Here is a 13,089-nt window from a genome sequence, read left to right on the forward strand (position 1 = left end):
AACGCGCAGCCAGTAATGTGGCCTCCGTCTAAGTAAGACAAGGTAAAGAAAATTCATGGGCAGCATGCATCCCGTACAGGTGATCGCGGTGACCGGCGGCAAAGGTGGCGTCGGGAAAACTAACGTGTCAGTGAACTTGTCCCTGGCTCTAGCTGAGCTCGGCCGGCGCGTCATGCTGCTGGACGCCGATCTGGGGCTGGCGAACGTCGACGTCCTGCTGGGACTGACACCCAAACGTACGTTGGCCGACGTGATCGAAGGCCGCTGCGAGCTGCGCGACGTATTGTTGCAAGGCCCTGGCGGCATCCGCATCGTCCCGGCCGCGTCCGGCACTCAAAGCATGGTTCATCTGAGCCCGGCCCAACACGCCGGCCTGATCCAGGCGTTCAGCGATATCGGCGACAACCTCGACGTATTGGTGATCGACACCGCTGCGGGCATTGGTGAGTCGGTAGTCAGTTTCGTTCGCGCAGCGCAAGAAGTCTTGCTGGTGGTCTGCGACGAACCGACCTCGATCACTGATGCCTACGCACTGATCAAACTACTTAACCGCGATTACGGCATGAACCGCTTCCGCGTCCTGGCCAACATGGCCCAGAGCCCACAGGAAGGTCGCAACCTGTTCGCCAAGTTGACCAAGGTCACGGATCGCTTCCTCGACGTCGCCTTACAATACGTCGGCGCGGTGCCTTACGACGAAAGCGTGCGTAAGGCTGTGCAGAAACAGCGCGCCGTCTATGAAGCCTTCCCGCGTTCCAAGTGCTCCCTGGCGTTCAAGGCCATTGCACAGAAGGTCGATACCTGGCCATTGCCTGCCAACCCGCGTGGTCACCTGGAGTTTTTCGTCGAGCGCCTCGTACAACAAACGGCAGGACCGGTGCTATGACAGCCAGCGGTTACAACCTTTACAAGAATTCGGCACGTGACGCGCAGTACGAGCTGATCGAGCGTTACGCGCCACTGGTTAAGCGCATTGCCTACCACTTGCTGGCGCGTCTGCCGGCCAGTGTCCAGGTCGAAGACCTGATTCAGGCCGGGATGATCGGCCTGCTTGAAGTGTCGACCAAATACGACGCCAGCAAAGGTGCGAGTTTCGAGACGTACGCGGGCATTCGAATCCGCGGCGCGATGCTCGATGAAGTACGCAAAGGGGACTGGGCGCCACGTTCGGTCCACCGCAATACCCGGATGGTTAGCGACGCCATTCGCTCGATTGAAGCTAAAACCGGTCGTGACGCTAAAGATCACGAGGTTGCGGCCGAACTCCAATTGAGTCTCGACGATTATTACGGGATTTTGAACGACACCCTGGGCAGCCGGTTATTCAGTTTCGACGATCTGTTGCAGGACGGCGAACACGAAGGGCTGCACGAGGATGGCGCCAGTGCTCATCTCGAGCCGTCGCGCGATCTGGAAGATGAACGCTTCCAGATGGCGCTGGCGGACGCGATTGCCAATTTGCCGGAGCGTGAGCGACTGGTGTTGGCGCTGTATTACGACGAAGAGTTGAATCTCAAGGAAATCGGTGAAGTCCTGGGGGTCAGCGAATCTCGGGTCAGCCAGTTACACAGCCAGTGCGCGGCCCGTTTGCGGGGGCGTTTGGGGGAGTGGCGAGCGCGCTGAAGGCAGTGTGGGGACACTGCGAACGAGGCTGGTGGGGTGTTGAAACCACACGGGTCCCGATCTGTTGTGCTCCAGACAGTCATTGAGTGCTTTGCCGGATTGATCGAAATGGCGTGTCCAGGTGCTGGGCGCGTTTAAGACTGCTTGGAGGTCGAATTGAACAAGAACATGAAAATCCTCATCGTTGATGACTTCTCAACGATGCGGCGGATCATAAAAAACCTGTTGCGTGACCTTGGGTTCACCAACACGGTCGAGGCCGATGATGGCACCACTGCCATTCCTGTCCTCAACAGCGGGAGCATCGACTTTCTGGTAACGGACTGGAACATGCCCGGCATGACCGGTATCGATCTACTGCGCCACGTGCGCGCCGATGAAAAGCTCAAGCACCTGCCGGTGCTGATGGTGACCGCTGAAGCCAAGCGCGAGCAGATCATCGAGGCAGCCCAGGCCGGTGTTAACGGCTATGTGGTCAAACCCTTTACGGCCCAGGCGTTGAAAGAAAAAATCGAAAAGATTTTCGAACGCATCGGTTGAGAAACTGCGCCACGGGGGAGCTATGGAGCATAACGAATCTTCACAGGGCGATTTCGAGTCGACCCTGAAAAAACACGCTGTCGAACTGGTCGAAAGCCTTGAGAAAGGCAGGTTCGGCGACGCCGTGCAACTGATCCATGAGCTCAACCAGACCCGTGACCGCGGCCTGTACCAGGAAGTGGGCAAGCTCACTCGCGAGCTGCATAGCGCGATCGTCAATTTCCAGATTGACCCGAACATGCCGCAAGCCGAGGAAGTGTCACAAATCACGGATGCCACTGAGCGTCTGGGCTATGTGGTCAAGCTGACCGAGGCCGCGGCCAACCGCACCATGGACCTGGTGGAGAACGCCACGCCGCTGGTCAACGGCCTGAGCAATGAAGCCCAGGCCTTGAGCGCCGACTGGGGACGGTTCATGCGTCGCGAGGTCGGGGCTGAAGAGTTCCGCGAACTGGCCCGGCGAGTCGATGGTTTCCTGACACGCAGCAGCGAAGACAATCGCGTGGTGTCGAGCAACCTCAACGACATTCTGCTCGCTCAGGATTACCAGGACCTCACCGGTCAGGTAATCAAGCGTGTGACCCAATTGGTCACCGAAGTTGAAAGCAACCTGCTCAAGCTCGTACTTATGGCCAGTCAGGTGGACCGCTTTGCGGGCATCGAACATGACCGTGAAGCGATGCTGGCTGAAAAAGATCCGCAAAAACATCTCTCTCAGGGTGAAGGTCCGCAGATTCATGCCGATAAAAGAGAAGACGTTGTGTCCGGTCAGGACGATGTAGACGATTTGCTTTCCAGCCTTGGATTCTAGGAGCACCCCTACACATGAGCTTCGGCGCCGATGAAGAGATCCTTCAGGATTTCCTGGTTGAGGCCGGCGAGATTCTAGAGCAACTGTCCGAACAGCTGGTCGAGCTTGAAAGCCGACCCGATGATGCGGACTTGCTCAATGCAATTTTTCGCGGTTTTCACACTGTAAAAGGAGGCGCCGGCTTCCTCCAGCTCAACGAGCTGGTGGAGTGCTGTCACATCGCCGAGAACGTGTTCGACATCCTGCGCAAGGGTGAACGTCGCGTCGACTCGGAATTGATGGACGTGGTTCTCGAAGCGCTGGATGCGGTGAACAGCATGTTTACCGAAGTCCGCGAGCGCAGCCCGATCACGGCGGCCACGCCTGAATTGCTGGCAGCTCTGGCCCGTCTGGCCGAGCCGAAAGCTGAAGAAGCCGCACCGATTGCCGACGTGGTCGAAATACCGGCTGCCGACAGCGAGTCGGGCGACATCACCGATAACGAATTCGAACAACTGCTGGACTCGCTGAACGCCGTCAAGGCGCAGGCCGAGGCCCCGGCGGCTGCTCCACTGCCAGCGGGTAGTGCCGCTGCCAGCGACGAAATCACCGATGCCGAGTTCGAGTCGTTGCTCGATCAGTTGCACGGCAAAGGCCAGTTCGCCGTCGATGCGAAAGCTCCGGCGCCAGCCGCACCGGTTGCCCCGAAAGCGGCAGGCGACAGCTCCGATATCACCGACGACGAGTTCGAAGCACTGCTCGATCAGCTGCACGGCAAGGGCAACTTTGCCGTTGATGCGCTGGAATCGGCCATTGCTGCGGCTCCGGCCCCGGCTGCACCAATCGCTAAAGCGGCTGGCAGCGATCTGATCTCGGATCACGAGTTCGAATCGCTGCTCGACGAATTGCACGGCAAAGGCAAGTTCACTGAAGTCGGTACCGCGTCGGGCGCCAGCGCTTCGGTTGCAGCCCCGGTTGCCAAGGCTGTTGCACCGAAACCCGTCGCCAAAGCGCCCGAGCCTAAAGCCGAAGCGCCGAAGCCTGTTGCTGCTGCACCGGCTCCGGCTCGTGCCCCGGCCGCGCCACCGGCGGAAAAACCGGCCAGCGAAGCCGAGACCACCGTGCGGGTCGATACCGCGCGTCTCGACGAAATCATGAACATGGTTGGCGAGTTGGTGCTGGTGCGTAACCGCTTGGTCCGTCTGGGCCTCAACAGCGGCGACGAAGCCATGTCCAAGGCTGTGTCGAACCTCGACGTGGTCACGGCCGACCTGCAAACCGCGGTCATGAAGACCCGGATGCAACCGATCAAGAAGGTCTTCGGGCGCTTCCCGCGTCTGGTTCGCGACCTGGCTCGTCAGCTCAAGAAAGAGATCAATCTGGAGCTGGTCGGCGAAGAAACCGACCTCGACAAGAACCTCGTCGAGGCCCTGGCCGACCCGCTGGTCCACTTGGTGCGCAACTCGGTTGACCACGGTATCGAAGAACCGGCCGAGCGCGAAGCGATGGGCAAGCCTCGCAGCGGCAAGGTGATCCTGTCCGCTGAACAGGAAGGCGACCACATCCTGCTGTCCATCTCTGATGACGGCAAGGGCATGGACGCCGATGTTTTGCGCGGTATCGCGGTGAAAAAAGGGTTGATGGACAAGGATGCAGCAGATCGCCTCAGCGAGTCCGATTGCTTCAACCTGATCTTCGCGCCGGGTTTCTCGACCAAGACCGAAATTTCCGATGTCTCCGGACGCGGCGTGGGCATGGACGTGGTGAAAACCAAGATCGCCCAGCTCAACGGCACCATCAATATCTACTCGACCAAGGGCAAAGGCTCGAAGATCGTCATCAAGGTCCCGTTGACCCTGGCGATCATGCCGACGCTGATGGTCATGCTCGGCAACCAGGCGTTTGCGTTCCCGCTGGTGAACGTCAACGAGATCTTCCACCTCGACCTGTCGCGCACCAACGTGGTGGACGGCCAGGAAGTGGTGATCGTGCGGGACAAGGCACTGCCATTGTTCTACCTCAAACGTTGGCTGGTCGCCTCCGCCGCTCACGAAGAGCAGCGCGAGGGCCATGTGGTGATCCTTTCGGTGGGCACTCAGCGGATCGGCTTCGTCGTCGATCAACTGGTGGGCCAGGAAGAAGTGGTCATCAAGCCATTGGGCAAAATGCTCCAGGGAACCCCGGGGATGTCCGGCGCCACCATCACCGGTGACGGCCGCATTGCGCTGATTCTCGATGTACCCAGCATGCTCAAGCGTTACGCCGCACGGCGTATTTGATTCTGGTGGAGCGGGGCGACTGAGCCTCGCTCCGTCTAACGGAGTGTTTATGGCAGTCAAAGTCCTGGTGGTGGACGATTCGGGGTTTTTCCGCCGCCGCGTCTCGGAAATTCTTTCAGCGGATCCGAATATCCAGGTCGTCGGCACGGCGACCAACGGAAAAGAGGCGATTGATCAGGCGCTGGCCCTCAAGCCAGACGTGATCACCATGGACTACGAGATGCCGATGATGGATGGCATCACGGCGGTGCGGCACATCATGCAGCGCTGCCCGACCCCGGTGTTGATGTTTTCCTCGCTGACACACGAAGGCGCTCGGGTCACTCTCGATGCGCTGGACGCCGGCGCGGTGGATTTCCTGCCGAAGAATTTCGAAGACATCTCCCGCAACCCGGAAAAGGTCAAGCAACTGCTGTGCGAGAAGATTCTCAGCATCTCGCGCAGTAACCGTCGTGCCAGCACTTACAGTGCTCCGGCACCCGTCGCCGCGCCAGCCCCGACACCTGCGCCTTCGAGCGTCAGTAGCTACGGCAGCAGCGCGCCTGCGCGTCCGGCACCGGCGCCGATTCCGGCGCGTACGCACGCACCCGCCTCGTCGTCGCCAGCGCCGAAACGCAAAGCCTACAAATTGGTCGCCATCGGTACGTCCACTGGCGGCCCGGTTGCCCTGCAGCGGGTTCTGACCCAATTGCCGGCCAACTTCCCGGCACCGATTGTGTTGATCCAGCACATGCCGGCCGCCTTCACCAAGGCCTTCGCCGAACGTCTGGACAAGCTCTGCCGCATCAGCGTCAAGGAAGCCGAGGATGGCGACATCCTGCGTCCGGGCCTGGCGCTGCTGGCGCCGGGTGGCAAGCAAATGATGATCGACGGCCGTGGCGCGGTGAAAATTCTCCCGGGTGACGAGCGATTGAATTACAAGCCGTGTGTGGATATCACCTTCGGTTCGGCGGCCAAGACCTACGGTGACAAAGTTCTGGCGGTCGTGTTGACCGGCATGGGCGCCGATGGTCGCGAAGGCGCGCGTCTGCTCAAGCAGGGCGGCAGCTCGATTTGGGCCCAGGATGAAGCCAGCTGCGTGATCTACGGCATGCCGATGGCCATCGTCAAAGCCGAACTCGCCGACGCGGTGTACGGCCTGGACGATATTGGCAAGCATCTGGTCGAGGCTTGTATCTGATGGATGTGTTAAGCCTCATCGGGATCATCATGGCGTTTGTCGCCATCATTGGCGGCAACTACCTTGAAGGCGGTCACCTCGGCGCGCTGGCCAACGGCCCGGCGGCGTTGATCGTACTCGGTGGGACCATCGGTGCGGCGCTGCTGCAGGCACCGATGAGCGCCTTCAAGCGCGCCATGCAGATTCTGGCCTGGATCCTGTTTCCACCTCGCGTGGATCTGGCCGGTGGCGTCGATCGCGTCGTCAACTGGAGCCTGACCGCACGCAAGGAAGGCCTGCTCGGTCTGGAAGGGGTGGCCGACGCCGAACCCGACAACTACTCGCGCAAAGGCCTGCAACTGCTGGTGGACGGCGCGGAGCCGGAAGCGATTCGCAGCATCCTGGAAGTGGATTTCTACACCCAGGAGAGCCGCGACATCGAAGCCGCCAAAGTCTTCGAAAGCATGGGCGGCTACGCGCCGACCATCGGCATCATCGGTGCGGTGATGGGCCTGATCCACGTGATGGGCAACCTGGCCGATCCATCGCAACTGGGCAGCGGCATTGCCGTGGCCTTCGTCGCGACCATCTACGGCGTGGCCAGTGCCAACCTGGTGCTGCTGCCGATTGCCGCCAAACTCAAGTCCGTCGCTTTGCGACAGTCGCGTTATCGCGAAATGTTGTTGGAAGGCATTCTGTCGATCGCCGAAGGTGAAAACCCTCGCTCTATTGAGTTGAAGCTTCAGGGCTTCATGGATTGATGGGAGTAATGGATTATGGCTCGTCGCCGGCAACCTGAAGAACATGTAAACCATGAACGCTGGCTGGTTTCCTACGCCGACTTTATTACGTTGCTGTTCGCTTTCTTCGTGGTGATGTACTCGATCTCTTCGATCAACGAAGGCAAGTACAAGGTCATCTCGGAAGCGTTGATTGGTGTGTTCACCGATTCGGATCGTGCCCTCAAGCCGATCCCGATCGGCGACGAACGACCGAAGACTGTGACCCCGGCCAAGCCGCTGGTTAAAGACGCCGAGCAGGTCGACGCCGGTATCGCGGGTGCCAGCGATCCGCTCAAAAGCATCGCCGACGATATCAGCGCCGCGTTCGGCGACTTGATCAGCGCCAATCAGATGACCATTCGCGGCAATGAGCTGTGGGTCGAAATCGAACTCAATTCCAGCCTGTTGTTCGGCAGTGGCGACGCCATGCCCAGTGACATCGCGTTCAACATCATCGACAAGGTCGCTGCGATTCTGAAGCCGTTCGACAACCCGATTCACGTCGAAGGCTTCACTGACGATCAACCGATCCGCACCGCGCAATATCCGACCAACTGGGAGCTGTCCTCGGCCCGTTCGGCGAGCATCGTGCGCATGCTGGCGATGCAGGGTGTGAATCCTGGTCGTCTGGCGTCGGTAGGTTACGGCGAGTTCCAGCCAGTGGCCAACAACGCCACTGCCGAGGGCCGGGCGCGTAACCGTCGGGTCGTGTTGGTGGTGTCACGAAATCTCGATGTACGCCGCAGCCTCACCGGTACCGGAACGGCCAATGCGCATCCGGATGCCGCGTTGAAGCGTGCTGGCACACAAACTGCACCGACCCCGGTCAAGTCGCCGGTACGAGAGAGCGCCGTCAATTCTCCGTCACCCGCATTAATACGTTGAGCTATTTCTCGGTCGAGCATTTCGACCGGGAGGAACAATCCGAATGAGAGTCTGGGCAGTCGCCAATCAAAAGGGTGGTGTCGGTAAAACCACTTCCTCTATCGCTTTAGCCGGTTTACTGGCCGAGGCGGGCAAGCGCGTGGTCGTGGTCGATCTCGATCCTCACGGCTCCATGACCAGCTACTTCGGTTATGACCCCGACAGCCTGGAACACAGCAGTTACGACCTGTTCCTGCACAAGGGCAGGGTGCCGCAAGGCTTGCCTGGTCAGTTGTTGTTGCCCACCAGCCACGAGAGTATTTCCCTGTTGCCATCGAGCACCGCACTCGCGACCCTCGAGCGCCAGTCGCCGGGTCAGAGTGGCTTGGGCCTGGTGATTGCCAAGAGCCTGGCGCAACTGTGGCAGGACTTCGATTACGCCGTGATCGACAGCCCGCCGTTGCTCGGTTTGTTGATGGTCAATGCCTTGGCGGCGAGCCAGCAGTTGGTAATTCCGGTGCAGACCGAGCACTTGGCGGTCAAAGGCCTGGAGCGCATGGTCAACACCCTGGCGATGATCAACCGTTCACGCAAACAGGCGCTTCCCTTCAGCATCGTGCCGACCCTGTTCGACCGCCGCACGCAGGCTTCCCTCGGCACGTTGCGGGTGTTGCGCGACAAGTACCCGGAAGAAATCTGGCAAGGCTACATTCCAGTCGACACCCGCTTGCGTGACGCCAGCCGTGCCGGCGTGACGCCTTCGCAATTTGACGGCAAGAGCCGTGGTGTTCTCGCCTACCGCGCACTGCTCAAGCATTTGCTGGCAGCACAACTTGTCCCGCAGGTGGCGTGAGATGAACCGCCCGGTAAAAATCACTTCGCGCCCGCAACTCGCGCTCCAGTCTTATCTGGACAGCTTGCTGATGGAGGCGACCGAAGAGTTGCCGCCGGAAATCGAGGCGCTGCCCGAGGTTGTGGAGGTTGAAGCAGCTCTGGACGAATTCCAGGCGGCGGTGCTTGAAGAGCAGGCTCGTGATGCGCAGACACCCGCCGTGGTCGCCACGCCGACAGTAGCGCCAGTGGTAGCACCCGTGGCGAAAGCACCTGTTGTGATCGAAGAAGCACCGGCACCGATTCTGGCGTCTGTATCGACTATCGCACCGCTGCTGCAAGCCCTGGTGCCGCCGGTGGTCGAAGTCCACTTGCCGCCGAGCAACACGCCGCCACCGGTGGAAACCGATGGTCGTCCGTCATGGGCCGCCGAGCCATTCGAATGCCTGTTGTTCGATGTCGCCGGGTTGACCCTGGCGGTACCGCTGGTGTGTCTGGGCTCGATTTACTCCCTGGCCGGCCACGAGCTGACGCCGCTGTTTGGTCAGCCGGAATGGTTCCTCGGGATTCTGCCGAGCCAGGCCGGCAACCTGAAAGTGTTGGACACCGCGCGGTGGGTCATGCCTGACCGCTACCGCGACGATTTCCGTCAGGGCCTGCAGTACGTTATTTCGGTTCAGGGCTATGAATGGGGGTTGGCGGTGCATCAGGTCAGCCGCTCGTTGCGCCTGGACCCGGACGAAATCAAATGGCGCAGCCACCGTGGTCAACGGCCATGGCTGGCGGGCACCGTGATTGAACACATGTGTGCGTTGCTCGATGTTTCCGCATTGGCCGAGTTGATCGCCAGCGGCGGGGCAAAGCACATGAGCAGCGTTAAACCAGCTCACAAACCGACATAAAACACGTGACGGCAGTGACTGCCGTCGCACAGAACACACACCGCTAGGGCGGTTTTTCGAGGGGTCAGGGTATGAATGATAAGGCGTCGTCTGCAAAGGGTTCCGAAGATCCGATCCTGCAATGGGTAACCTTCAAACTGGACAACGAAACCTACGGCATCAACGTGATGCGCGTTCAGGAAGTCCTGCGTTACACCGAAATCGCCCCGGTCCCGGGTGCCCCGAGCTATGTGCTGGGCATCATCAACCTGCGCGGTAATGTGGTCACCGTGATCGACACCCGTCAGCGCTTCGGGCTGATGAATGCCGAGATCAGCGACAACACCCGTATCGTCATCATCGAAGCCGACAAGCAAGTGGTCGGGATCATGGTCGACAGCGTGGCCGAAGTGGTTTACCTGCGTCAGTCGGAAATCGAAACCGCGCCGAACGTCGGTAACGAAGAATCCGCCAAGTTCATTCAAGGCGTGTGCAACAAGAACAACGAACTGCTGATTCTGGTCGAGCTGGACAAGATGATGAGCGAAGAAGAATGGTCGGACCTGGAGAACATCTGATTGATTCTTGAGGTGGCGGTCATTGTCCTGTTCCTCTTCTGGGCAGGCACGCTGGCGATGTTTCTGGCTTACATACGAGGCCAGCGAATGATCGCTGCGCAACAGGCCCAGGGCGATGCGCTGCGTGATCAGCGCATCAAGGACCTGACCCGGCGTGTCGAGGACTACCAGAGCGGCAACGTGCGCATGGGTGAAAACCTGCACGAACTGCGCGCGGTGGTTGGCCCGTTACCGGACAAACTGGCTCAGCTGGAACAGCGCGATCCGTCGAGCCTGTCGTTTGCCCAAGCGGCGCGATTGGTCGGGATGGGCGCGAGTGTTGATGAACTGACTCAATCCTGTGGCTTGACCCAGGCTGAGGCGGAGTTGATGAGTAAGTTGCACAAGAACTGATTTTTGCGATTGTTCTGATACCGCTATTCGCGAGCAAGCCCGCTCCCACACTTAATCGGTGTCGAACACAAATTTTATGTTCGCTGAAGATCTAATGTGGGACCGGGCTGGCTCCGGGCGGCGTTCCGACGAAGGCGGTGTGTCAGTCTCTGTTGATGTTGAAAGTGCTGGCCTTATCGCAGGCAAGCCTTGCTCCTAAGAATTAATGTCATTCACAAAATTTGCGAACATCTCGATTCTGTAGGAGCAAAGCTTGCTCGCGAATGCGTCCTCAAACCTCAGTCGTTATCCCTGTGTTCGCCCCATTCTTCACCTTCTCAAATCCTGTCTTAGTCCGCTGCCTACAACTTGTACGGATTCCGCCGACTTGCGAGAGTTGCCCCTCGTCGCTAACTTGAACTGTGTAACCACTCATCATCGATTGGATTTACCCGTCCGCAGTCAAAGTTAAAATCTTATTCCAAGGCTTTTTATGCTCGATATTCTGCTCGGAACACCACTATGGGTTTATGCGGTTTTTTTTGTAGTGACGTATTACGGCGCCATTGCCTGCTTTAAAAATCATGAATCGAAAAGATTGTTGCAGTTAACGCCGATGATATTCGTCGTCATTTCGGTGGCGTCCTTAAAGTTCTCGCAGGGCATTGCGATTCCGTTTCGGTTTACGCGTTGGGGTTATTTGCCGGATGGCTTGTGGCACAGCGTTTCTTTTCGTACCAAGACGTCGAACGCGAGGGCGATCGTTTGGTACTGGGTGGCTCGGTCAAAGTACTTGTTGTTTATTGGTGTTTTTTTGCCTGGCGTTACTACAGCGGTTACCAAGCGGCCATGCATCCGGAACTGGCCAATGAAGTATCGATGGTGGCATGGTCAGCACTGGGGGCCGGCCTTATCAATGGTTTGATTGTGGGTCGCAGTCTAAGGCTTTTATGCTTTTTCAAGTCCGCTAACGTGACGGCGGCGGAGTTGATGAGTAAGTTGGACAAGGACTGAGGCCTACCAAAGATCGTTCCCACGCTCTGCGTCACTAGTGTCCGGTAAAAAACGAGGGGGGAGCTTGCTCCCTCTTGCTGTTGGCGGCTGTGAGGCATAATCGGTTTTTTCAGACTCGATTTTGACTTATGTTTTCCAGCACCCGTTTAAGCCAACTACTCAGTGCGATCCCGCGCCAGTTTTTCCAGCAATCCATCGAAACACACCAAGCTGATCGCTACGTCAAACGCTGCACGACCTGGCAATTGCTGGTGACACTGATCAGCGGCCATTTGACCCGAGCCTCAAGCCTGCGATCCTTGGCGACTATCTCCGAAAATTTCGGCCCGCATAGCTACCATCTTAATGCCGGCCCTATTGCCCGCTCGACAATGTCCGATGCCTTGAACAAGCGTGACTACCGGCCATTACAGGACCTTTGTGGGTACCTGATGAGCGCCGTCAGCCGCCAGCAGCGCAAGGAGGTCGGGGCCATGGTTAGCCTGATTGACTCCACGTCGATCACCTTGCGCGGACCTCACTTCGATGGCTGGACAGCCGCGACGAAAACCCGCATCACCCAAGGCCTCAAAGTGCATGTCGGGCTGGATCTGGCGCAGCTGGCCCCGGTGTACGTGAACATTACGCCTGCCAACGTCAACGACCTGAGCGATGCACTGGAAATGCCGATCCAGACCGGCATGACGTATGTTTTCGACAAGGGCTACTGCGATTACAACTGGTGGCACGAGTTGCAGACCAAAGGTGCTTTTTTCGTCACCCGCCTGAAGAAAAACGCCAATATCAAAGTGCTGCATGAGCACTCGACCGTGACTGAGCAAAGCTCGGTCATGACCGATGAAGTCGTCCAGTTTGGCAAAAAGCATTTGGCCGGCAAACGCCTGAACGACTATTGGGAAAAGTCGGTAAGACGCGTCGTGGTTGAGCGCGAGGGGCATGCGACGCCGTTAGTTCTGGTGACCAACGACTTCACGAGGACAGCTGAAGAAATCGCGTCCTTGTACAAAGATCGTTGGCAGATCGAGCTATTTTTCAAGTGGATCAAACAACATCTGAAGCTCAAACGCTTTTATGCCTACTCCGAAAATGCGGTGCGTTTGCAGATTTACAGTGCCTTGATCAGCTATCTGTTACTGCAAATACTCCATCGTCGCTCAGGATTTACCGGCTCGTTGTTCGAACTGACGGTTCGCATAGTTCATGTCCTGTTTGAACGGCTCGGAACCCCAGTATTGAGGGATCGACGAAGGCAGGAGCGAGAAAAGTTGAAGGCTGCCCAAGGCAGCCTTCAGCTATGAAGCATGTTTACCGGACACTAGTGACGCTCTGCGTGGGAATGTCTCTTGGGACGCTCCGCGTTCCGTCGTTGAATGTGA

General features: G+C 58.4%; 14 protein-coding genes. All 14 read left to right on the forward strand.

Annotated elements, in window-relative coordinates; translation table 11 throughout:
* Positions 1–55 precede the first annotated feature (55 nt).
* The 14 genes from fleN (at position 56) to ACYZT0_RS04865 (ending at position 13,011) form a co-directional block, all read left to right on the forward strand.
* Entirely contained in the window at positions 56–886 is an 831-nt protein-coding gene (gene fleN / locus ACYZT0_RS04800) for a flagellar synthesis regulator FleN (protein ID WP_007975361.1), read from the forward strand.
* Positions 883–1,623, forward strand: coding sequence for an RNA polymerase sigma factor FliA (gene fliA, locus ACYZT0_RS04805; protein ID WP_462044851.1), 741 nt, complete (start codon positions 883–885; stop codon positions 1,621–1,623). The genes fleN and fliA overlap by 4 nt, the downstream gene beginning before the upstream one ends.
* 168 nt (positions 1,624–1,791) lie before the next feature.
* Entirely contained in the window at positions 1,792–2,163 is a 372-nt protein-coding gene (locus tag ACYZT0_RS04810) for a chemotaxis response regulator CheY (RefSeq protein WP_003183998.1), read from the forward strand.
* Positions 2,164–2,185: 22 nt separating this feature from the next.
* The gene (locus ACYZT0_RS04815) at positions 2,186–2,974 is read left to right on the forward strand and encodes a protein phosphatase CheZ (protein ID WP_462044852.1); all 789 of its coding nucleotides are present in this window, start codon (positions 2,186–2,188) and stop codon (positions 2,972–2,974) included.
* Positions 2,975–2,988: 14 nt separating this feature from the next.
* A complete protein-coding gene (locus ACYZT0_RS04820) occupies positions 2,989–5,232 on the forward strand; it encodes a chemotaxis protein CheA (RefSeq protein ID WP_462044853.1) in 2,244 nt (747 codons plus the stop codon).
* 49 nt (positions 5,233–5,281) lie between these two features.
* Positions 5,282–6,412 (forward strand): protein-glutamate methylesterase/protein-glutamine glutaminase, encoded by a 1,131-nt coding sequence (locus ACYZT0_RS04825; protein ID WP_462044854.1) that lies wholly within the window; start codon positions 5,282–5,284, stop codon positions 6,410–6,412.
* Positions 6,412–7,152, forward strand: coding sequence for a flagellar motor protein (locus tag ACYZT0_RS04830; protein ID WP_462044855.1), 741 nt, complete (start codon positions 6,412–6,414; stop codon positions 7,150–7,152). Before ACYZT0_RS04825 ends, ACYZT0_RS04830 begins: the two co-directional genes overlap by 1 nt.
* Positions 7,153–7,167: 15 nt before the next feature.
* Positions 7,168–8,058: a flagellar motor protein MotD gene (gene motD / locus ACYZT0_RS04835; protein ID WP_462044856.1), complete on the forward strand. Its 891-nt coding sequence runs from the start codon at positions 7,168–7,170 to the stop codon at positions 8,056–8,058.
* 43 nt (positions 8,059–8,101) lie between these two features.
* Positions 8,102–8,890, forward strand: a complete 789-nt coding sequence (locus ACYZT0_RS04840; RefSeq protein ID WP_462044857.1) for a ParA family protein — start codon at positions 8,102–8,104, stop codon at positions 8,888–8,890.
* A 1-nt stretch (position 8,891) separates the two neighbouring features.
* Complete coding sequence (locus ACYZT0_RS04845; RefSeq protein ID WP_462044858.1) at positions 8,892–9,770, forward strand: CheW domain-containing protein; 879 nt, start codon at positions 8,892–8,894, stop codon at positions 9,768–9,770.
* Between the two features lie 71 nt (positions 9,771–9,841).
* A complete protein-coding gene (locus ACYZT0_RS04850; protein WP_131061597.1) occupies positions 9,842–10,327 on the forward strand; it encodes a chemotaxis protein CheW in 486 nt (161 codons plus the stop codon).
* Positions 10,328–10,720, forward strand: coding sequence for a DUF2802 domain-containing protein (locus ACYZT0_RS04855; RefSeq protein ID WP_462044859.1), 393 nt, complete (start codon positions 10,328–10,330; stop codon positions 10,718–10,720).
* A gap of 693 nt (positions 10,721–11,413) precedes the next feature.
* Positions 11,414–11,713 (forward strand): hypothetical protein, encoded by a 300-nt coding sequence (locus tag ACYZT0_RS04860; RefSeq protein WP_462044860.1) that lies wholly within the window; start codon positions 11,414–11,416, stop codon positions 11,711–11,713.
* Between the two features lie 128 nt (positions 11,714–11,841).
* Positions 11,842–13,011 carry an IS4 family transposase gene (locus ACYZT0_RS04865; protein WP_462044861.1) on the forward strand — a complete coding sequence of 390 codons (1,170 nt, stop codon included), beginning with the start codon at positions 11,842–11,844 and terminating at the stop codon, positions 13,009–13,011.
* Positions 13,012–13,089 lie beyond the last annotated feature (78 nt).

It is taken from the genome of Pseudomonas sp. ZS1P83 (genome assembly GCF_054897825.1).

What these genes read in the sequence shown, in the direction of transcription:
- fleN (WP_007975361.1), top strand. Translation starts at nt 56, where the DNA reads ATGGGCAGCATGCATCCCGTACAGGTGATCGCGGTGACCGGCGGCAAA.
- fliA (WP_462044851.1), top strand. Translation starts at nt 883, where the DNA reads ATGACAGCCAGCGGTTACAACCTTTACAAGAATTCGGCACGTGACGCG.
- ACYZT0_RS04810 (WP_003183998.1), top strand. Translation starts at nt 1,792, where the DNA reads ATGAAAATCCTCATCGTTGATGACTTCTCAACGATGCGGCGGATCATA.
- ACYZT0_RS04815 (WP_462044852.1), top strand. Translation starts at nt 2,186, where the DNA reads ATGGAGCATAACGAATCTTCACAGGGCGATTTCGAGTCGACCCTGAAA.
- ACYZT0_RS04820 (WP_462044853.1), top strand. Translation starts at nt 2,989, where the DNA reads ATGAGCTTCGGCGCCGATGAAGAGATCCTTCAGGATTTCCTGGTTGAG.
- ACYZT0_RS04825 (WP_462044854.1), top strand. Translation starts at nt 5,282, where the DNA reads ATGGCAGTCAAAGTCCTGGTGGTGGACGATTCGGGGTTTTTCCGCCGC.
- ACYZT0_RS04830 (WP_462044855.1), top strand. Translation starts at nt 6,412, where the DNA reads ATGGATGTGTTAAGCCTCATCGGGATCATCATGGCGTTTGTCGCCATC.
- motD (WP_462044856.1), top strand. Translation starts at nt 7,168, where the DNA reads ATGGCTCGTCGCCGGCAACCTGAAGAACATGTAAACCATGAACGCTGG.
- ACYZT0_RS04840 (WP_462044857.1), top strand. Translation starts at nt 8,102, where the DNA reads ATGAGAGTCTGGGCAGTCGCCAATCAAAAGGGTGGTGTCGGTAAAACC.
- ACYZT0_RS04845 (WP_462044858.1), top strand. Translation starts at nt 8,892, where the DNA reads ATGAACCGCCCGGTAAAAATCACTTCGCGCCCGCAACTCGCGCTCCAG.
- ACYZT0_RS04850 (WP_131061597.1), top strand. Translation starts at nt 9,842, where the DNA reads ATGAATGATAAGGCGTCGTCTGCAAAGGGTTCCGAAGATCCGATCCTG.
- ACYZT0_RS04865 (WP_462044861.1), top strand. Translation starts at nt 11,842, where the DNA reads ATGTTTTCCAGCACCCGTTTAAGCCAACTACTCAGTGCGATCCCGCGC.